General features: G+C 71.7%; 21 protein-coding genes. 15 read left to right on the top strand and 6 right to left on the bottom strand.

Annotated elements, in window-relative coordinates; all coding sequences use genetic code 11:
• The first annotated feature begins 149 nt into the window (after positions 1-149).
• The 4 genes from pstS (at position 150) to pstB (ending at position 4,123) form a co-directional block, all read left to right on the top strand.
• The gene (pstS, locus tag F6W97_RS38435; RefSeq protein WP_230687329.1) at positions 150-1,214 is read left to right on the top strand and encodes a phosphate ABC transporter substrate-binding protein PstS; all 1,065 of its coding nucleotides are present in this window, start codon (positions 150-152) and stop codon (positions 1,212-1,214) included.
• Between the two features lie 89 nt (positions 1,215-1,303).
• Entirely contained in the window at positions 1,304-2,290 is a 987-nt protein-coding gene (gene pstC / locus F6W97_RS38430; RefSeq protein WP_155375521.1) for a phosphate ABC transporter permease subunit PstC, read from the top strand.
• A gap of 64 nt (positions 2,291-2,354) precedes the next feature.
• Entirely contained in the window at positions 2,355-3,269 is a 915-nt protein-coding gene (gene pstA / locus F6W97_RS38425) for a phosphate ABC transporter permease PstA (RefSeq protein WP_155375520.1), read from the top strand.
• Positions 3,270-3,331: 62 nt separating this feature from the next.
• Entirely contained in the window at positions 3,332-4,123 is a 792-nt protein-coding gene (gene pstB, locus F6W97_RS38420; protein WP_230687334.1) for a phosphate ABC transporter ATP-binding protein PstB, read from the top strand.
• 111 nt (positions 4,124-4,234) lie between these two features.
• Here pstB and F6W97_RS38415 read toward each other — a convergent pair whose 3' ends face one another.
• Genes F6W97_RS38415 through F6W97_RS38405 form a run of 3 tightly spaced genes read right to left on the bottom strand, consistent with a single transcriptional unit; the run spans position 4,235 to position 6,894 of the window.
• Complete coding sequence (locus F6W97_RS38415; RefSeq protein ID WP_155375518.1) at positions 4,235-4,816, bottom strand: NUDIX hydrolase; 582 nt, start codon at positions 4,814-4,816, stop codon at positions 4,235-4,237.
• Positions 4,806-5,981, bottom strand: coding sequence for a thiolase family protein (locus tag F6W97_RS38410; RefSeq protein ID WP_155375517.1), 1,176 nt, complete (start codon positions 5,979-5,981; stop codon positions 4,806-4,808). Before F6W97_RS38410 ends, F6W97_RS38415 begins: the two co-directional genes overlap by 11 nt.
• 31 nt (positions 5,982-6,012) lie before the next feature.
• Positions 6,013-6,894: an aminotransferase class IV gene (locus F6W97_RS38405; RefSeq protein ID WP_230687327.1), complete on the bottom strand. Its 882-nt coding sequence runs from the start codon at positions 6,892-6,894 to the stop codon at positions 6,013-6,015.
• 111 nt (positions 6,895-7,005) lie between these two features.
• Between F6W97_RS38405 and F6W97_RS38400 the strand changes: the two genes are divergently transcribed.
• From F6W97_RS38400 to F6W97_RS38355, 10 genes are all read left to right on the top strand, one after another.
• Positions 7,006-7,428, top strand: coding sequence for a Fur family transcriptional regulator (locus F6W97_RS38400; RefSeq protein WP_144127817.1), 423 nt, complete (start codon positions 7,006-7,008; stop codon positions 7,426-7,428).
• Positions 7,428-8,495, top strand: a complete 1,068-nt coding sequence (gene ygfZ / locus F6W97_RS38395; protein WP_230687326.1) for a CAF17-like 4Fe-4S cluster assembly/insertion protein YgfZ — start codon at positions 7,428-7,430, stop codon at positions 8,493-8,495. The genes F6W97_RS38400 and ygfZ overlap by 1 nt, the downstream gene beginning before the upstream one ends.
• Before the next feature lie 20 nt (positions 8,496-8,515).
• A complete protein-coding gene (locus tag F6W97_RS38390) occupies positions 8,516-9,352 on the top strand; it encodes a beta-keto acid cleavage family enzyme (protein ID WP_155375515.1) in 837 nt (278 codons plus the stop codon).
• A 29-nt stretch (positions 9,353-9,381) separates the two neighbouring features.
• Positions 9,382-10,329 carry an asparaginase gene (locus tag F6W97_RS38385; protein ID WP_155375514.1) on the top strand — a complete coding sequence of 316 codons (948 nt, stop codon included), beginning with the start codon at positions 9,382-9,384 and terminating at the stop codon, positions 10,327-10,329.
• Between the two features lie 441 nt (positions 10,330-10,770).
• Complete coding sequence (locus tag F6W97_RS38380) at positions 10,771-11,244, top strand: helix-turn-helix domain-containing protein (protein WP_407924647.1); 474 nt, start codon at positions 10,771-10,773, stop codon at positions 11,242-11,244.
• Between the two features lie 2 nt (positions 11,245-11,246).
• Entirely contained in the window at positions 11,247-11,777 is a 531-nt protein-coding gene (locus F6W97_RS38375) for a hypothetical protein (protein ID WP_155375512.1), read from the top strand.
• 110 nt (positions 11,778-11,887) lie between these two features.
• On the top strand, positions 11,888-12,175 hold the full coding sequence (locus F6W97_RS38370; RefSeq protein WP_155375511.1) for a DUF2516 family protein: 288 nt from the start codon (positions 11,888-11,890) through the stop codon (positions 12,173-12,175).
• A gap of 7 nt (positions 12,176-12,182) precedes the next feature.
• Positions 12,183-13,073, top strand: coding sequence for an alpha/beta fold hydrolase (locus F6W97_RS38365; RefSeq protein ID WP_155375579.1), 891 nt, complete (start codon positions 12,183-12,185; stop codon positions 13,071-13,073).
• A 23-nt stretch (positions 13,074-13,096) separates the two neighbouring features.
• Complete coding sequence (locus F6W97_RS38360; protein ID WP_155375510.1) at positions 13,097-13,861, top strand: EI24 domain-containing protein; 765 nt, start codon at positions 13,097-13,099, stop codon at positions 13,859-13,861.
• Positions 13,862-13,866: 5 nt separating this feature from the next.
• Positions 13,867-15,975, top strand: a complete 2,109-nt coding sequence (locus F6W97_RS38355; protein ID WP_155375509.1) for an endonuclease/exonuclease/phosphatase family protein — start codon at positions 13,867-13,869, stop codon at positions 15,973-15,975.
• 145 nt (positions 15,976-16,120) lie between these two features.
• On the opposite strand, the gene F6W97_RS38350 is transcribed toward F6W97_RS38355, so the two are convergent.
• Both F6W97_RS38350 and F6W97_RS38345 read right to left on the bottom strand, forming a co-directional pair.
• On the bottom strand, positions 16,121-17,119 hold the full coding sequence (locus F6W97_RS38350; protein ID WP_155375508.1) for a LacI family DNA-binding transcriptional regulator: 999 nt from the start codon (positions 17,117-17,119) through the stop codon (positions 16,121-16,123).
• A gap of 12 nt (positions 17,120-17,131) precedes the next feature.
• The gene (locus F6W97_RS38345) at positions 17,132-17,890 is read right to left on the bottom strand and encodes a maleylpyruvate isomerase family mycothiol-dependent enzyme (RefSeq protein ID WP_155375507.1); all 759 of its coding nucleotides are present in this window, start codon (positions 17,888-17,890) and stop codon (positions 17,132-17,134) included.
• A gap of 67 nt (positions 17,891-17,957) precedes the next feature.
• Here F6W97_RS38345 and F6W97_RS38340 point away from each other — a divergent pair, with 67 nt between their 5' ends.
• Entirely contained in the window at positions 17,958-19,013 is a 1,056-nt protein-coding gene (locus F6W97_RS38340) for a UDP-N-acetylmuramate dehydrogenase (RefSeq protein WP_155375506.1), read from the top strand.
• 157 nt (positions 19,014-19,170) lie between these two features.
• Here F6W97_RS38340 and F6W97_RS41330 read toward each other — a convergent pair whose 3' ends face one another.
• Positions 19,171-19,299, bottom strand: coding sequence for a hypothetical protein (locus tag F6W97_RS41330; protein ID WP_269059731.1), 129 nt, complete (start codon positions 19,297-19,299; stop codon positions 19,171-19,173).
• Positions 19,300-19,344: the final 45 nt, after the last annotated feature.

Below are 19,344 nucleotides of genomic sequence, written 5' to 3'. Positions count from 1 at the left end.
GATGGAGCCGTCACCGGTCCTGTTTTGCCTGTTCACCCTGCGTTCACCTGAGACGGGATATCCGTCTACCTCGGCCGTGCAATGTCGGGGTCAGGCCGGCGACGGCCGTTATCCCTGACTAGGAAGGCACCCCTGAAGTGAACCGAACCGTGCTCTCTCGGCGCGTGCTTGCGGGCGTCGCGATCGCTGCGCTTGCTCTTGCCGGTTGTTCCTCGAAGGGCGACACCACCACGGACCCCTCCGCCAGCGCTGACGCCAGCGGCCTGGCTTCCCTTTCCGGTGAACTGAAGGCGTCGGGCGCGAGCTTCCCGAACACCTACTACCAGGAGGTCATCCTCTCCCTGAAGGATGCCGCTCCGAACTTCAAGGTGACCTACAACTCGATCGGCTCGGGTGCGGGCAAGAAGGAGTACGGCTCCGGCCTGGTCGACTTCGCCGGCACCGACAGCACGGTCAAGGACACCGACGGCGTGGCCGCCGGCTCCTACCTCTACATCCCGACCGTCGCCGCGCCGATCACCGTGTCGTACAACCTCAAGGGTGTCGACAAGCTGCAGCTGAGCCCGGTCACCCTGGCCAAGATCTTCCAGCGTGAGATCAAGACCTGGAACGCGCCGGAGATCGTCGCGGACAACCCGGGCGTGACCCTGCCGGCCACCGCCATCTCCGTGGCGCACCGCTCGGACGGCTCGGGCACCACCAACAACTTCACCAAGTACCTGGCCGCCGCCGCGGCCGACGCGTGGAAGCTGGGCAGCGGCGACACCGTCGCGTGGCCGGCCGACACCCAGGCCGGCGCCAAGAACACCGGTGTGGCGCAGCTGATCAAGGCCGCTGACGGCGGTATCGGCTACGTCGACCTGAGCGACGCCAAGGACTCCGGCCTGGCGTTCGCCGCGATCAAGAACAAGGACGGGCAGTACGTGCTCCCGACGCTGGAGGGTGCCACCGCGGCGCTCGCCGGCGCCGAGGTCAAGGACGACCTGACCTTCAACCCGCTGAACGCGGCCGGTGCGGCCACGTACCCGATCACCGCGCCGACCTACCTGCTGGTCAAGCCGAAGTACGGCGACCCGAAGAAGGCCGAGCTGGTCAAGGCTTTCGTCAAGTACGTGCTGACCGACGGCAAGGCCATCGCCGCCGAGGTGAACTACGCGGTGCTGCCGACCGAGCTGCAGGCCAAGGCGCTCGCCCAGCTGGACAAGGTCAGCTGAAGCTGATCTGACCTGAGCTCCACCCCGGTGCGGCGGCTCCCTCCCGGATCCGCCGCACCGGCCTCGCCAGGCCACCCCTCGGAGTAGAGATGACAATCCTAGACAAATCCGCTCAGCTGACCCGGAAAGACCGCGGCAGGCACGCCGACCGTCTCTTCTGGGCCTTGTGCGTTTCCGCGGGCTTCGCGGTGCTGGTGATCCTGGCGTTGATCCTGATCACCATGGTGAAGCAGGCGTATCCGGCCTTCTCCGCCGACTTCTTCACCAGCTCGACCTGGATCCCCAACGACCCCGACGGCGACGGCCCGGGCAAGCCGGTCTACGGCACGCTGGCCTTCCTCTACGGCACGCTGGTCGTCTCCGCCATCGCCGTGATCGTCGCGGTCCCCGTCTCGGTCGGCATCGCGCTCTTCCTGACCGAGCTGGCGCCGCGCCGCATCCGCACCGCCATCGTCACGCTCATCGACCTGCTGGCCGCCGTGCCGTCGGTGGTTTTCGGCCTCTGGGGAATCCTGGTCGTGGCGCCGGCCCTCGGTCCGGTGTACACCTGGCTGCACGACGTGCTGGGCGGCATTCCGGTGCTCGGGTCGCTGTTCGGCGAGCCGCGCAGCAGCGGGCGCACCTTCATGACCGCGGGCCTGATCCTCGCCATCATGATCGTCCCGATCATCACGTCGATCGCCCGCGAGGTCTTCGCGACCGTGCCCGACTCCGACAAGCAGGCAGCCTGGGCGCTCGGCGCCACCCGCTGGGAGATGATCAAGGGCGCGGTGCTGCCGCACAGCTTCGGGGGCGTGGTCGGCGCGGTCATCCTCGGCCTCGGCCGCGCGATGGGCGAGACCATCGCGGTCGCCCTGGTCATCGGCAGCTCGGTGCAGATCACCGCGAACCTCTTCGAGAGCGGCTACGCGCTGCCGGCCATCATCGTCGACCAGTGGGGCGAGTCCACCGGGGTGTTCACCTCGGCCCTGATCGGCATGGGTGTGGTGCTGTTCGTCATCACGGTGCTGGTCAACCTGGTCGCCCGCTTCGTCGTACGCCGGGCGGAGATCCGGATGAGGGGAGCTGCGGCATGAGCGGGCTCAGCGAGCGAATCATGACGCCCGGCAGCGGCGCCGACGAGCGAAGCGAGGAGAAGCCATGACCACCACTGCTACTCGTCCGGCGGCGGCCGCCGCCCCGGTGCCGGCGGACCTGCGCCGCTCCGCGCTGCCGCTGCGCCGCCGGCTGACCGACGGCTTCAGCAAGTCGCTCATGGGGCTGGCGCTGCTGGTCGCGCTCATCCCGCTGGGCCTGGTGATCTTCCACGTGACCAGCCGGGGCATCGCGCTGATCAGCTGGGACTTCCTCATCGAGGACATCCCCAACTCGGCCCGCCGGGCCGGTGGCGGCATGGGCCCCGCCGTGGCCGGCACGCTGGTCATCACCGGTGCCGCGGCCGCCATGGCCATCCCGCTCGGGGTGCTCGGCTCGATCTACCTCAACGAGTACGGCAAGCAGAACGCGCTGGCCCGGCTCATCCGGACCATGGCCGACGTCATGACGGGCGTGCCCTCGGTCGTCATGGGCCTGTTCATCTACGTCTCGTACGTGCTGGTGGTGAAGGAGCAGTCCGGCTTCGCGGCCGCGCTCGCCCTGGGCTGCCTCATGCTCCCGGTCATCATCCGCAGCTCCGAGGAGATGCTTCGCCTGGTGCCGGACGAGCTGCGCCAGGCCAGCGCCGCGCTCGGCGCCCGGCGCTGGAAGACCACCGTCTCCGTGGTGCTGCCCGCGGCGATCTCCGGCATCGTCAGCGGCGTGATGCTGGCCATCGCGCGGGCCGCGGGCGAGACCGCGCCGGTCGTGCTGGTGGCCGGCACGATCTTCTCCTCGAACTGGAGCCTGGACGGGGCCAACACCACCCTGGCCGCCCAGATCTTCAAGAACGCCGGCGAGCCGTTCCCGGCGGCACAGGACCGTGCCTGGGGCGCGGCACTCACGCTGATGGTGATCGTGCTCCTGTTCACCGTCGCGGCCCGCATGATCTCCAGCCGCTTCGCGATCAAGGAACGTTGAGGATGACCACCATGAGCAGCGACTTCACCCTGTCCACCCTTCTTCCGGGAGCCGTGCCCGCCATGCCCGTCGCGTCCGCAACGCCGGTGATGCAGCTGGAGAATGTCAGCGTCTTCTACGGCAACTACGAAGCCGTACGGGGCACCACCATGGCGGTCCGCGAGCACCAGATCACCGCGCTCATCGGCCCGTCAGGCTGCGGCAAGAGCACCGTGCTGCGCTCGCTCAACCGGATGAACGACCTGGTGGCGGGTGCCCGGGTGGCCGGCAAAATCACGTTCCACGGCCAGGACCTGTACGCCGCGGACGTCGACCCGATCCAGGTGCGCCGCCGCATCGGCATGGTCTTCCAGAAGCCGAACCCGTTCCCGAAGTCCATCTACGAGAACGTGGCCTACGGCCTGAAGATCAACGGCATCAAGGACAACATGGACGACCGCGTCGAGCAGGCGCTGCGCGGCGCGGCCCTGTGGGACGAGGTCAAGGGCAAGCTGAAGACCAGCGGCCTGGCCCTGTCCGGCGGCCAGCAGCAGCGGCTCTGCATCGCGCGCGCCATCGCGGTCAAGCCCGAGGTGATCCTCATGGACGAGCCGTGCTCCGCACTCGACCCGATCGCCACCGGCAAGATCGAGGACCTGATGCACGACCTGGCGGGCACGTACACCATCGTGATCGTGACCCACAACATGCAGCAGGCCGCCCGCGTCAGCCACCACACGGCGTTCTTCACCGCGGAGCTGGACGAGGCCGGCGTGCGCCACGGCCGCCTGGTCGAGTTCAACGACACCGGCCGCATCTTCACCAACCCGGCCGACAAGCGCACCGAGGACTACATCACCGGCCGCTTCGGCTGACCAGCCCGGCCCGCCGCCCTGCGACAACTCTTAAAGACTTGCGGCCTCAGGACAGTCCTGAGGCCGCAAGTCTTTAAGAGTTGCGCCAGGTGGGAGCGTGGGTGGGGCGGGTCAGAGGGTGGGCATGTAGGGGGTGGTGACGTCGCGGTGGGTGGTGAGCATGTCCGCGACTGAGGGGTACGCTGCAAGCTCTTGCAAGGTGACCAGGGTGGGCGGGAGCATCGGCAGTTCGCCGGACTCGTGCTCGGTGATCGCTTCCTCGGGGGTCAGCCAGCGGGCCTTGTCGGCCTCGAACTCGGGCAGGGCGGCGTCCTGGCCGTCGGGCATGGCGGCCAGGAAGAACCAGGTGTCGAAGCGGCGCGGCTCGAAGACCGGGGTCAGCCAGCGGTGCCACGGCGTCAGCGCGGCCGGCAGCAGGGTCACCCCGGTCTCCTCCTCGATCTCGCGGACCGCGGCGTCGGCCGGGGTCTCGCCGGCCTCCAGGGAGCCGCCGGGGAACGCCCACATGCCGCCGAACGCCATCGCGCGCATCCGCCGGATCAGGAAGATCGTGCGGTCCGGGCGGATCAGCACCACGGTGGACGCCTCGCGGGGCGTCGCGGGCTCCCGGCCTGACTCGGCGAACTCGCGGGCCAGCGCTTCGAACCGGGCCCGCTGCTCGGGCGGCAGCAGGTCGAACGGGTTAGTCGACATGGACCAGCACCGCCTGTCCCTGGCCGACGCCGATGCAGGCCGCCGCGATGCCGTAGCCGCCGCCCTGGCGGCGCAGCGTGTGGCACAGGTCCATGACGACCCGGGGCGCGGACGCGCCCAGCGGGTGGCCGTACGCGATCGCGCCGCCGTCGACGTTGACCAGCTCGGGGTCGATCTCCGGCAGCTCGTGCAGGCAGCTGAGCACCATCGCGGCGAAGGCCTCGTTCAGCTCCCAGGCGGCGATGTCGCCGAAGCCGAGTTTCGCCTTGGCCAGCAGGGCCCGGATCGCGGGGACCGGGCCGGTCGAGAAGCGCTCCGGCGACACGCCCGCGACGGTGCTCGCCACGATCCGGCCCAGCGGCTGTACGCCGAGGCGCTCGACGGCGGCGGCCGAGCCGATCAGGGTCGCGGCTGCCCCGTCGTTGACGGGGGAGGAGTTGCCCGCGGTGACCGTGCCGTCGGGGGTGAACGCGGGGCGCAGCTTGGCCAGCGCGGCGGCGCTCGTGTCGGGGCGGACCGACTCGTCGCGGGTCACCCCGGCGACCTCGACCACCCGGTCGTCGAAGCGGCCCTGCGCCCAGGCCGCGGCGGCGCGCTGCTGCGAGCGCAGCGCCCAGGCGTCCTGCGCCTCGCGGCCGATGCCGAACTCCTGCGCCACCTGCTGGGCGGCCACACCCAGCGGCACGGTCCAGTCGTCGGGCATCAGCGGGTTGACCATGCGCCAGCCGAGCTGCGTGTTCCACAGCTTCGCCTCGCCGGGGAACGCGCTGTCGGGCTTGGCCATCACGAACGGGGCCCGGCTCATGCTCTCCACGCCACCGGCGACGACCAGGTCGCTGTCCCCGGCCCGGACCGCCCGGGACGCCTGCACGATGGCCTCGGCTCCGGCGGCGCACAGCCGGTTGACGGTCACGCCCGGCACCGTCACGGGCAGGCCCGCGAGCAGCGCCGCCATCCGGGCCACGTTGCGGTTGTCCTCGCCGGCGCCGTTGGCGTCACCGAGGATGATGTCCTCGATCAGCGCCGGGTCCAGCTCGGGGTGCCGCTTGAGCAGCGCGACCAGGGGCGCGGCCGCGAGGTCGTCGGTGCGTACGCCGGACAGCCCGCCCTTGTGGCGGCCGAACGGGGTGCGGACCGCGTCGATGAGATACGCCTGCGAGGTCATGCTCCGCAGGCTACGTCACCTGAGGGATCGTTCAGTAACCCAGGTTCGTGAAGCCCAGGTACGCGCGCAGCTTCTCGGTGTGCGCCGACGGAGCCGTGGCGGCGCCGTCGATCGCCCGCAGCTCGGCGACGCCGCGCACGCTGGACAGCAGCCACACGCCGTCGACGGCGGCCAGCTCGGCGGGTGTCACCATGCGCTCCGCGGCGGTCCAGCCGAGGTCGCCGGCGGTGTCGAGCAGGTGCCGGGCGGTCGTGCCGGGCAGGATGCCGGTGGTCTCCACGGGCACCGTGCACAGCGTGCCGCCGGTCAGCCAGACCAGCGTCGAGGTCGGACCCTCCAGCGCGTAGCCGTCCTCGGAGACCCACAGCGCGTCGTCCACCCCCTGCGCGAGTGCCCAGCGCTGCGAGGCCATGTTGATGGCGTACGACAGCGACTTCACGCCGCCCAGCAGCCACGGCGCCGAGGTGCGGGCATCGGCCGGGTAGCCCAGCGAGATCGTGGTAACGGTGATGCCGTCGCGGCGGGCGGCCAGGGTCGCCGCACCGATCGGGTTCACGGTGGCGAAGCAGGTGACCGGGCCGCCGGTGGCGGCCGTCGCCTCCGTGCCGCGGGTGCAGACCAGGCGCAGCGCGCCCTCGACGTCGGCCGGCCACTGCGCGCAGGCCAGCGCGGCCAGCTCGCGCAGCACGGACTCGGCGGGCAGGGCCAGCTCCATCCGGGCGGCCGAGCGGGCCATCCGGGCCAGGTGCTCGCCGATCAGCCACGGCTGCACGCCGCCGCGCCCGTCGGGCCGCACGTGCATGGTCTCGAAGACCCCGTCACCGCGCAGCACGCCGAGATCGTCGGCCCGGAGCACGGGAGTTTCGGCCGGCACCACACCAAGGCCCTGGACCACAAGAACAGGCTGCACCACGGCCGGAATGCTACGCGGCCCCCGGACCGTCCTCGCGGCCCTCCCACCGGTGCGTTCGGGGTCACCGTGCGCGGGCGGAGGCGCTCCGGTGTGCCGAACTATGATCGGACGATGCCCGAACAAGGCTCCGCCGAGCTGGCCGAACTCCTCCGGGATCGCGGTCTGCGGCTCACCCCCCAGCGGCAGCTGGTGCTCGACGCCGTGCGCCAGCTCGTCCACGCGACCCCGGAACAGGTGCACGCCGCCGTGTGCGAGGTGGCCTCCGGGGTGAACATCACCACCGTGTACCGCACCCTGGAGCTGCTGGAGGAACTCGGGCTGGTCACCCACGTGCACCTGTCGCACGGCGCGCCGACGTACCACGACGCGGCGGTCGTGCAGCACGTGCACCTGGTGTGCCGCAACTGCGACACGGTCACCGAGCTGGAGCAGAGCGAGCTGGCCCCGCTCGCGGAGCGGCTGCTGTCGCAGCGCGGCTTCCGGATGGACATCGGGCACGTGGCCTTGTTCGGACTATGCGGGAGCTGTGCGTGATGGGTACGACCGTGCTGGTAAGTCATTTCGACCCGGACTCCGCCGACGCCGCCGTCGCGGCGCACCACGGCGACCCGAACCGCGAGCAGCGGACGCTGCTTACCGGGGCGGGGCTGGTGGACCGCTCGCACCGCGGGGTGCTGGCGCTGACCGGCCCCGAGCGGCTGAGCTTCCTGCACAACCTCACCTCGCAGCACCTGACCGCGCTCGCCGACGGCCAGGGGACCAGGACGCTGGTGCTGTCCCCGAACGGGCACATCGAGCACGAGCTGTGGGTCTCCGAGCTCGATGGCACGCTCTGGGTGGACGTCGAGCCGGGCAGCGTCGACGCCCTGGTCGCCTTCCTGACCAAGATGCGCTTCTTCACCCAGGTCGAGATCAAGCCCGCCGACCTGGTCGTACACAGCCTGGTCGGCCCCGGCGCGCTCGCCGCCGCCGCGAAACTGGGTGTGGCCGTGCCCGCCGAGCCGGACGTGCTGGAGGTGCCGGGGCCCAAGTTCGCCACCGGCGCGCTGCCGCCGCGGCCGACCACGGTGTACGCGCTGACCCCGCTGCCCGGCGGCGGTTTCGTCCGCCGGCACGCCCTCGGCGACGTGCCCGTGCTGGATCTGCTGCTGCCCGCCGAGAGCGCATCGGCCACGCTCGCCACGCTGGACCTGCCGCCCGCGGGGCTGTGGGCGTACGAAGCGGTGCGGGCCGCCGCGAAGCAGGCCCGGGTGGGCGTGGACACCGATCACCGGACGCTGCCGTCGGAGGTGGACCTGACCGCCGCCGCGGTGCACCTGGAGAAGGGCTGCTACCGCGGCCAGGAGACGGTGGCCCGGGTGCACCACCTCGGCAAGCCGCCCCGCGCGCTGCGCCTGCTGCACCTCGACGGCATCCTCACCGACGAACTCCCGGCGCGTGGCACCGAGATCACGGCGAATGGCCGTACCGTCGGATTCGTCGGCACCGCGGCCCGCCACGCGGAACTCGGGCCGATCGCGCTTGCGGTCATCAAGCGCAATATTTCCGGCGACACCCCCCTCACCGCGGGAGAATCTACGGCTGCTATCGACCCTGACTAGAAATATGACAGGATGCGCCCATGACGAACGGGACTCTGATCACCGTCGCGCCCACCGGCGCGGAATCCGCCAAGGCTGACGTCCCCGCCCTGCCGGTGACGCTGGACGAGCTGGTCGCCACCGCCAAGGAGTGCGAGGCCGTCGGCGCGAGCGTGATCCACGTGCACATCCGCGACGACGAGGCCAAGCCGAGCCTGGATCCCGTCCGGCTGCGCGAGACCGTCGCCGCGCTGCGGTCGAGCACCGACCTGATCGTGCAGCTGTCCAGCGGCGGCTCGGTGCACGACCCGGAGTCCGCCCGCCTGGCCGTGCTCGACGCCGGCCCGGACATGGCCAGCTGCACCATGGGCACCGTCAACTTCGGCGACGACGTCTTCATGAACCGCTGGGAGTTCATCGTCGGCCTGCACACCCGGATGCAGGAACGCGGCGTCGTGCCCGAGTACGAGATCTTCGACCTGGGGCAGCTGTGGGCGCTGCAGCGGCTGCTCGACAAGTACGGCCTGCCCGCCGGCGGCCACGTGCACGTCGACTTCGTGATGGGCGTGCCCGGTGGCATGCCCGGCACCGCCGCCGCCCTGGTCGCCTGCCAGCAGGCCCTGCGCGAGCTGCCCGAGGGCACCACGTTCTCCGCCACCGGCATCGGCCGGTTCACCCTGCCGGTGCTGCTCACCGCGCTCGGCGCGGGCGGCCACCTGCGGGTCGGCATGGAGGACACGGTCACCTACGCCAAGGGCCAGCCGGTCGAGTCCAACGCCCAGCTGGTCGCCCGTGCGTCCGCATTCGCCCGGTTGGCGCAGCGCCCGCCGCTGACGCCGGGTGAGGCACGCAACCTCCTGGGGATCCCGCCGCGCTGAAATGTGAAACCCCGGTAGCGTTCCTTACCATGGGCAAGGTTTACGAGGGCGGCGTACCGCTCGTCGAGGTGGAACGCAGCGGTTTCGTCGAGGGCTGGCACCGCGGGTCGGTGATCGTCCTGGACGCCGCCGGCCACCCGGTCGCGTCCGCCGGTGACGTCACCGGGCCGATCTTCGCGCGCTCCTCCAACAAGCCCATGCAGGCCATCGGCATGCTGCGGGCCGGGCTGCGCCTGGCCGACCCGGCCGACCTGGCCCTGGTCGCCGCCAGCCACTACGGCGAGGACTTCCACGTCGCCCGGGTACGCGCGCTGCTGCGCAGTGGCGGGCTCACCGAGGCCGCCCTGCGCTGCCCGCCCGACCTGCCCCTGGACGACGCTGCGAAGATCGCCAGCGGGGGCACCCCGCAGCGGGTCTACATGAACTGCTCCGGCAAGCACTCGGGGATGCTGCTCACCTGCCGTGCCGCCGGCTGGGGCCTGGAGGACTACTTCCAGCCCGACCATCCGCTGCAGCAGGGCCTCAACGAGACCATCGAGGAGTTCGCGGGCGAGTCCGCGGCCGCGATGGGCGTCGACGGCTGCGGCGCGCCCGTGCTCGCGCTGTCGCTGACCGGCCTGGCCACCGCGTTCCGGCGGCTCGCCGAGGGTGTGCCCGGGTCACTGGAGCGCTCGGTCGCCGATGCCATGCGGGCATACCCGGAGCTGGTCAGCGGCACCAACCGCGAGGACGCCCAGCTCATGCGAGCCGTGCCCGGCCTGGTCAGCAAGGTCGGTGCCGAGGGCGTCTGGGCCGCTGCCGTCCCCGGCAAGGGCGCGGTGGCCGTGAAGATCGACGACGGCGCCGCCCGCGCCCGCGGCCCCATCATGATCACCGCCCTGCGCCGCCTCGGCGTCCCCGTCGACGCCCCCGTCCTCGCCGAACCCGCCCTCCTCGGCGGCGGCCGCCGCGTAGGCGCCCTCCACCCCCTCTGGTAACCCAGCCTCCGCCACGCCAGGCCACACCAGGGCCGCGCCGTGCCCTGCCACGCCGCGCCACGCTGCGCCGCCGCGTTGCGCCGCGTTGATCATGAACTTATGGCACGGCTCGACGGCGTGTCGTCACCCTAACTTCATGATCGACTGCTGGGCCGGCCCGTGGCATCGGAAAGATCGCCGTTTGTGGTCAGAAGCTGCGGTCCGACCGCAGTTTCTGACCACAAACAGCGATCACCGCCAGCGGCTCGCGGGCGAGCAGAGGTGATCATGAAGTTGTGGCGGGGACACGCCGGTGACCCGTGCCATAAGTTCATGATCAACCAGCTGGGGGCGGGAGCCCGGGAGCTGGGGTGGGTCGGGGATGGGGTGGTTTGCGGCGTGGCGTAGGTCGCTAGCGCGCAGTTAGCAATATGCTTGCTGTTGCTAGCAGTCGTGGGTAGCTTGGTGGACGTGCAGAGTCCCGACATCGGCGCCTTCATCAAGGACTTGCGGGAGAACGCCCGCATCTCCCTGCGGCAGCTGGCCGAGCAGGCCAACATCAGCAATCCGTACCTCAGCCAGATCGAACGCGGGCTGCGCAAGCCGTCCGCTGAGGTCCTGGCGCAGCTGGCTGCGGCGCTGCGGGTCTCCACCCCGGCCATGTACCTCAAGGCCGGGCTGCTCGGCTCTGACGACCACCAGGGCGTGCCGACCGCCGTCGCGGCCGACCCGCTGCTGACGGTCGCGCAGAAACAGTCACTCACGCAGATCTACGAGACGTTCGTACGCGAGAACGCGCGCGCCGAAGAGGCCGCCACCCCGCAGGCCGCCCCCGCGGCGGACCCGGCGGAGCCGACCGTTGCCACGGCGAAGAAGCCGGCGGTCAAGAAGGCGGTCAAGAAGGCCGTGCGTAAGCAGGCACAGGAGGAACAGTGACCATGACCCAGACGTCGAGCAAGTCGAACAAGACCGACGACCGCACCTACCCGAGCGCGTTCTACGCCGCGGCGGGCGTCGGCGACATGGCGTACGAGCAGCTGCGCAAGCTGCCCGAGCTGGCCGACAAGCTGCGCGACAAGGCCGCGGAGTTCGCCGACCAGGCCGCCAAGACCGACGTGCCGCAGTGGAAGGCCAAGGCCAACGAGTACGGCGCCTTCGCCACCAGCAAGGCCGCCGAGTTCACCTCGAAGGTCGACGCCGCGCAGATCCGCGACAGCATCGTCGCCGGCACGCAGACCGCGGCGGAGAAGGCCACGAAGCTCTACGACGCCCTGGTCGCCCGCGGCGAGCAGGCGTTCACGGAGCCCGCGACGCCGGGCTTCGAGCCGAAGACCGAGACCGCCTCCGCCCACACGGCGGAGACCAAGGCTGAGACCAAGGCTGAGGCCAAGTCCGGGGACAAGCCGTCCGAGGACGTGCCCCCGGCCGCCAAGCCCGCCGCGAAGAAGCCGCCGCGCGCCTCGAAGTGACAACCGATCTCGTCGCGGTGAGCCGATCGACCGGTCGGCACGCCGCGACGAGACGTATCCGGCGTCGTCACCGCTGGGATGCCGGGCTCGATGGTTCTAAGCTGTGAGCCATGCCTGCTGCGTTCGTCATCCAGAGCTGGATCAACATCATCCTGTGGATTTTGATCCTCGGGGTCCTGCTCTGGGCCTTCGGGGACTGCGTGATCCGGCGCAAGGAGGCGTTCCCCGCGATCGGCACCATGCCCAAGGTCGGCTGGATGCTCGTGATGGGCCTGCTGGTCCTGCTGACCGCCTTCGCGGGCTTCGGCATCTTCGCGTACATCGGCGCCGGCCTCGCCGCGTACTACCTGCTGGACGTGCGCCGCGGCCTGCGCGAGGCCGCCGAGGGACCCTGGTGACCTGGTGATCAACGATCTGCGCTGGCCGCCCCCGCCGGACGGATTCCCCCGACGCCTCGGCAAGCCGCGCAACTCCGCCCCGAACACGGGCCGCCCGGCCCCGCCCGCGCTGCCCACCGAGATCGTCGACACCCCGCACGGCGTACAGCTGGAGCGGCTCAGCACCGGCGTCGGCGAGCCGGTCACCGTCTTCGCGCACGGGCTCGGCCACGGCATCGCCGAGACCCGGCCGCTCGGCAGCGCCGTCACCGGCAAGCGGGTGTTCTTCCAGTTCCGCGGCCACGGCGAGTCCAGCTCGCCGCGCGGCTCCTGGGACTACGGCGACCTGGCCCGCGACCTGCGCGCGATCGCCGACATGACGGGCGCCACCCGGGCCCTCGGGGTGAGCCTGGGCGCGGGCGCGCTGTGCCGGCTGCTGGCCGAGACCCCGGACCGGTTCGAGAAGGTGGTGCTGTTCCTGCCCGCGGTGCTCGACCGGCCGCGGCCCGAGGCGGCCCGCCGCCGGCTGGTCAACCTGCTGGAGGCGATCAACAGCGGTGACCTGCCGGCCGTCGCCAACGCGGTGGTCGAGGAGATCCCGCCGTCGGCGCGCAACGGCGCGTCCGGCTGGGCGTACGTGCGCCAGCGCCTCAACACGCTGATGAACACCGGTCTGAGCAGCGGCCTGCTCACCCTGCCCGACCAGGTGCCGGTGCCGGACGTGAACCTGCTCCGGGACGTCAGCGCCCAGGTGCTGGTCATCGGCTGCATCGGCGACGACCTGCACCCGGCCTCGGTCGCCGAGGAGTTGGCAGCCGTGCTGCCGGACGCGACCCTGCACATCTACAACCGCCCGTCGGTGCTCTGGCACGAACGCGTTGACCTGCGGGAACGGGTTTCCGGCTTCTTGAACGGTTGACCGGGGAGCTAGGCTCCCCGTTCGTGGCAGGTCGAGCGGTCTCAGAGTTCTTCATCGGCGTACGTCTGCTCCTGCGGGGCATCGGGCGCTACGTGCGCAGCCCGAAGCTGATCCTGCTGGGGCTGATCCCGGCGGTGCTCAGCCTGCTGCTGTTCGCAGGGCTGTTCACGCTGCTGTTCTACAACCTTGACGGGCTGTCGGGCACCGTCACCTGGTTCGCCGACGACTGGTCCGAAGACCTGCGCTCTTCGGTGCGGCTGCTGGCCGGGATCGCCCTGGTGGGTGTCAGCGGGCTCTTCGCGGTGGTGTCGTTCACCGCGGTGACGCTGCTGATCGGCGACCCGTTCTACGAGGCGATCGGGGCTGCGGTCGAGGAGGACTTCGGCGGCGTACCCGATGCGGTCGATCTGCCGTGGCACCAGGAGCTGCGCCGCAGCATCTTCGATGCGCTGCGGCTGCTGGCGGTGTCTCTGATGATCGCGATCCCGCTGTTCGCCGGTGGTTTCATCCCCGTGGTCGGGCAGACGGTGATCCCGGTGATCGGCGCGTTCGTGGGCGGCTGGTTCCTGGCGCTGGAACTCGTCGCGGTCGCCTTCAACCGCCGCGGCCTGCGGCTGCCGGACCGCCGGGTGGCGCTGCGCAGGCACCGGGCGAGCGCGCTGGGCTTCGGCGTCGCGGTGTTCTGCTGCTTCCTGATCCCGTTCGGCGCGGTGCTGATCATGCCCGCCGCGGTCGCCGGCGGCACCCTGCTCGCCCGCCGCTCCCTCGGCCTCCCGATCGACAGGTAGAGCCCATGCCCAGCCACCCCGCCCCCGGCGCAGCACCGTCCGGCAGCCTCACACCCGAGCGCCTCCCGTCCGGCGGTGTCGCCTCCGCTGACGCCGAGTCGGCCGAGGCCGGTCTCCGCCAAGGCGCGAGCGGGACCGTCGACGCCGAACGGGCTCGCCGGCCTGCCGGAGCCGGACTCCGCCAAGGCGCCGGCGGGACCGTCTCCGCTGGCGCAGCGCGTGCCGCCTCCTGGCGGCGGGTGGCGGTCGTCGCGCTGCTGTTCGCCGTCACCGCAGAGTCGCTGCGTGCCTGTGGGCCGCTGCTGGACCAGCTGGCCGGGCCGATCGGCATCGTCAACGCCGCCCTCGTCGCACTGGCCGTATTCGCCCTGCCCGGCCTGCTGCTGGCGTTAAGAAGGGGCCCTTCCTCCACCCATGGCGTCAGGAAGGCGCCCTTCCTCGCGGTGACCGTGGGGGTGCTGGCGGTGGTGCGGATCGGCGGGGGTGCGCCTTATCTGGAGCCGACGCTGGTCGTGGTGGCGCTCGGGGCGGTGCTGGGGCTGGTCGCGCTGGCCGGGGCGGTGCGCCGGTTCGGTGATCCGGTGACGGTGACGGTCGGGCTGCTGGCCGGTGGGGTGCTCGACCTGGCCGCGCGGTCGTTCTCGGTGACCTGGGACGGGCTGTGGCACCGCGGCGACCTCACCGGGCTGCTGGTGCCGGCCATGGTGCTGGCGGCGCTGGCGCTGCTGGTCCTGCCGCGTGCGCCCGAGGTGGCACCCGCGGCCAACGGGCGCACCTGGGCGCTGGGCGGGTACCTCGCGCTGTGGACGACGACGCTGGGCAACGCCGCGTTCGCCGCGTCGCAGTCAGGGGTCGCGCTGCAGCTGTGCCTGGCCGTCCTGATCGGGGTGCTGCTGGTCGCGATCGAGCTGGTGCGCCGGCTGACGCTGCACGGCGGCACGAACGCGATCCCGGAGCCCGACCACTGGATCGCGGGCTCGGCGGCGCTCGCCGGGATGGTCGGCGGCCTCGCCCTGGCCTGGTGGGGCGCGGGCCCGTGGGTGCTGCTCGGCATCGCGCTGACGCAGCTGTCCGCGGCGGTCGCCGTCGCACGGGCGGCCGCGGCCCCCGGCAATCGCGGCGACTGGGCGTACGGGCTGGTCTGGGTGCTGCCCGTGCTGCTGTTCCAGGTGCACTACGACATGCCGCTGCCGTTCGACAACCGGTGGCTGCTGATCGCGCTCGCGGTCGCCGTCGGGCTCGCCGGGATGGGGCGGCGGCCCTTCCACCCGGGCGGCTGGCGGGTGGAACTGCGCCCGCTCGTGGCACGGCCCGCCCTGGTCACCGGGGTAGTCGCGCTCGCCCTGGTGGTCCCGGCGCTGATGCACGCGACCCGGCCTACCGCCGAGCCCGTCCTCGCGAGCACCACCGAGCTGCGGGTGCTGAGCTGGAACGTCAAGTACGGCCGGGACGACGCGTCCGGCCAGGCGAACCCGCAGCAGCTCGCCGCGGCGATCCGGGCCGCCGACCCGGATGTGGTGGTGCTGCAGGAGGTCAGCCGGGGCTGGGCCATCGGCGGCGGGGTGGACGTGGCCGAGTACCTGTCCCGTGAGCTGGGTATGCCGTTCACCTGGTCGCCGGCCGCGGACGGGCAGTTCGGCAACCTGCTGCTGACCCGGCTGCCGGTCGGCTCGGTGCGCACCGGGCTGCTGCCGTACGGGCAGGGGCCGATGTGGCGGTCGTATCTGAAGGCGACACTGACCCTGCACGATGGCCGCAGCCTCGACGTGGTCACCGCGCACCTGACCCACCGCAAGCCGAACACGCCGACCCGGCTGGCGCAGATCGACAGCCTGCTGGCGCAGGTCGACCCGGCCGCGCCGACGCTGATCGCCGGGGACTTCAACTTCTGGCCGAGCTGGCCCGAGCAGCGCTCGTTCACGGGCGCGGGCTGGGTGTCGGCGCAGGACGCCACCGGTCACGGCGCGGCCTGGACCTCGCCGACCGACCGGCCCACCAACCGGGTGGACTGGGTCTTCGGATCCCCACAGGTCGCCTTCACCGACTTCGCCGTCCTCGACCAGGTCACCGCCAGCGACCACTTCCCGGTCCTGGCCACCGTGACCCTCCGCTGACCGGAGCGCAGCGGGCTGCCTCGTCCCGCCGGCCAGACCCGACCCGGCGAGCCCGCCGTGTTCGGCCTGGTCACGACACATGCAGCGTTAACAAGGGCACCTTCTACAACGCATAGCGTTAAGAAGGTGCCCTTCCTTCGCTCGGTCAGGTGGTGCCGCGGATGACGAGTTCCGTGGGGAGGATGACGCTGTCGGCGATGGATTCGCCGGCGGCCAGGCGCAGGAGCTGGCGGGCCATTTCGCGGCCCTGGCCGACGATGGGCTGGCGGACCGTGCTCAGCGGGGGTTCGGTGTAGCGGGCCAGGGCGATGTCGTCGAAGCCGATCACGGCGACGTCGTCGGGCACGCGGCGGCCCGCGGCCTGCAGGGCCTGGAGCGCGCCGTGGGCCATCAGGTCCGAGGCGACGAAGACGGCGTCCAGGTCGGGGTCGTCCTCCAGGAGCTGGCGCATGGCCACCGCGCCGGAGTCGCGGGTGAAGTCGCCGACGGCCACGATCGAGCGGCGGTCGCTGCCGCGCAGCTCCTCGCGGTATCCGGTGAGCCGGTCGATGCCGGCCACCATGTCCTGCGGGCCGGCGATGGTGGCGATCCGGGTGCGCCCGGTCTCCAGCAGGTGGCGCACCGCCATCCGGCCGCCGTTGACGTTGTCGACCTCGACGTAGGGCACCCCGGTCTGGCCGAGCGGGCGGCCGCCGCACAGCACCGGGATGCCCATCCGGGCCAGCGTGCCGGGCAGCGGGTCGGCGCCGTGCATCGAGGCGATCAGCACGCCGTCGATGTGCCGGGCCAGCGCGTACCGCTCGATGCGGTCGTGGCTGGCCTGCGAGCCCGCCACCATCAGCACCAGCTGCTTGTCCGCGGAGTCGAGCTCCTGGCTGACGCCGCGGATGATGCCGGGGAAGAACTGGTCGTCGGAGAACACCCGGGACGGGCTCTCCGGCAGGATCAGCGCGTACGAGTCGGTGCGCTGGGTGACCAGGCTGCGTGCGGCCTGGTTGGGCACGTACCCCAGCTCGTCGATGGCCCGGCGCACCGCGGTGCGGATGGACTCGGCGACGGTGGGGGAGTCGTTGACGACGCGCGACACGGTAGCCCGGGACACCCCGGCCCGCTGCGCGACCTGTTCGAGGGTCGGCCGGGGCATCGACGCCGCCGCTCAGCCGGTACGCAGGCAGGTCAGCAGCGACTCGTCGCCGCTCACCTCGAGCGTGTCGAAACCGATCCGGCCCCACAGGGCGAGCATCAGGTCACTGGCCGGGCCGGCCGCGTGCACCCGGGTGTCCGGGCCGTCGGCGTCGAGCAGGGTGTCGGTGTCGAGCAGGGCGATGCCCTCCCCGCGCAGCCGGACGAACCACTCCTGGCCCTCCTCGGGCGCGGTGAGCTGCACGACGCCGTACCGGTCGGTGGGGCCCTTGCGGCGGCCCGCGGGCAGCCAGCTGTCCAGCACCTCGGTGATGCCGTCGACGGCCAGCCGGTCGTCGAGCGGCTCCGCCATGCCCTGCGACATCTGCATGTCCCAGCGGTGCACAGCGGTCTCGTGCGCCATCCGGCGGTGCCAGAAGTCGGCGGTCTTCGCCTGCGGGGCCCAGTTCCAGGCCGGCATGTGCGGGTCGAGCGCGTCGAGCAGCTCCAGCAGGCTCTTGCACTCCTCGTCGAACCAGGTCAGCGTCTCGTCCGCGCCCGGGTAGTCGTGCCGCCGGGACGCCGGGTCGGGCGCGCTGGTGATGCCGCGGCTGGCGAAGCTGCGCACCCACCGGTACACCCCGCCCAGGTGGTGCACGAGGTTCAGCACGGTCCAGTCCGGACACGTGGGCACGATCGCGGTCAGTTCGGCCTCGCCGGCGACGGCCCGGAACGCGGCCGCGTCGGCGCGCAGCGAGTCCAGCCACAGTTCCTTGCTGCCGTGAGCTCTCATGGCCTCGTCCTCATCGCGTCTTCCCCACCTGGTCATTCGGGATCAGTGGCGGCACTAGTGTGGTGACGTGTCTGACAATAGTCCCGCCCGCCACGCGCTCGCCGACCTGACCACCCTAGGGCTGGGAGGCCCGGCCGGACGGCTGGTCACGGCCGAGTCCGCGGACGACATCGTGTCGGCCGCGCACTCCGCCTCCCGTACCGGCGAGCCGCTGCTGGTCCTCGGCGGGGGCAGCAACGTCGTCATCGGCGACGTCGGATTCCCCGGCGCCGTGCTGCTGATCCGGTCCTCCGGGGTCGAGGTGGTCGGCGAGCACGGTGACGAGGTGTCGGTACGCGTCGCCGCGGGTCACCCGTGGGACGACTTCGTCGCCCGGACCGTCGACGACGGGCTGGCCGGCGTCGAGTGCCTGTCCGGCATCCCGGGCGCCACCGGCGGCTCCCCGATCCAGAACATCGGCGCGTACGGGCAGGACGTGTCGCAGACCATCGAGTCGGTGACGGTGTACGACCGCACCGAGGGCGAGGTCGCCGTGTTCAGCCCGGCCGACTGCCGCTTCGAGTACCGCAACAGCGTGTTCAAGTACACCGACCGCTGGATCGTGCTCGACGTGACGTTCCGGCTGCGCCGCGACCCGCTGTCCGGCCCGGTGGGGCACGCCGAGCTGGCCCGCGCGCTCGGCACCGGGCCGCATGACCGGGCGCCGCTGGCGCAGGTCCGCGAGCAGGTGCTGGAGCTGCGCCGGAGCAAGGGCATGGTGCTCGACCCGGGCGACCCCGACACCAGCTCGGTGGGCTCGTTCTTCACCAACCCGGTGCTGAGCGCCGCGGCGTACGCGGAGCTGTGCCGGCGGCTCGACGGCGCGGAGCCGCCGGCGTGGCCGGGCGCGGACGGGGTGATGAAGGTGAGCGCGGCGTGGCTGATCGAGCAGGCCGGCTTCACTCCCGGCTACGCCCACGGCGCAGCCGCGATCTCGTCCAAGCACCTGCTCGCGCTGACGCACCGCGGCGGCGGCACCACCGGCGAGCTGCTGGAACTGGCCGCGGAGATCCGTGATGCGGTCCACGACCGGCTGGGGGTCACGCTGCGCCCGGAGCCGGTCCTGGTCGGCTGCGAGTTCTGACCCGGAGGCCCCGACAGGTGTCCGGACCGACGCGCGTGCCGCTTCAAGCGGTGCGCGGGCCGGGTTCAGCGGTGCGGGCGGCGCAGGCCGCCCGCGAGCCAGCCGAGACCTCCGCACACGACGAGCAGCACGGCGAGGCGGATCAGGTCGCCCCGGTTCACTCGGCGGACCGTCGCGCCAGCACGAACGCGGCCACCAGCAGGACAACCCCCAGCACCAGCAGCCCGACCCCCCAGAACAGCGGCGGACTGGCCCGCACGGTCAGCTGCTGCCCGTGCGCCACCAACGCCGAAAACTCCCCGATAAGGTTCATATCGGACGTAACGACCAG

This window comes from Catellatospora vulcania, assembly GCF_009720385.1.
GTDB lineage: Bacteria > Actinomycetota > Actinomycetes > Mycobacteriales > Micromonosporaceae > Catellatospora > Catellatospora vulcania.
This window is presented reverse-complemented; position numbering and strand designations above follow the sequence as displayed.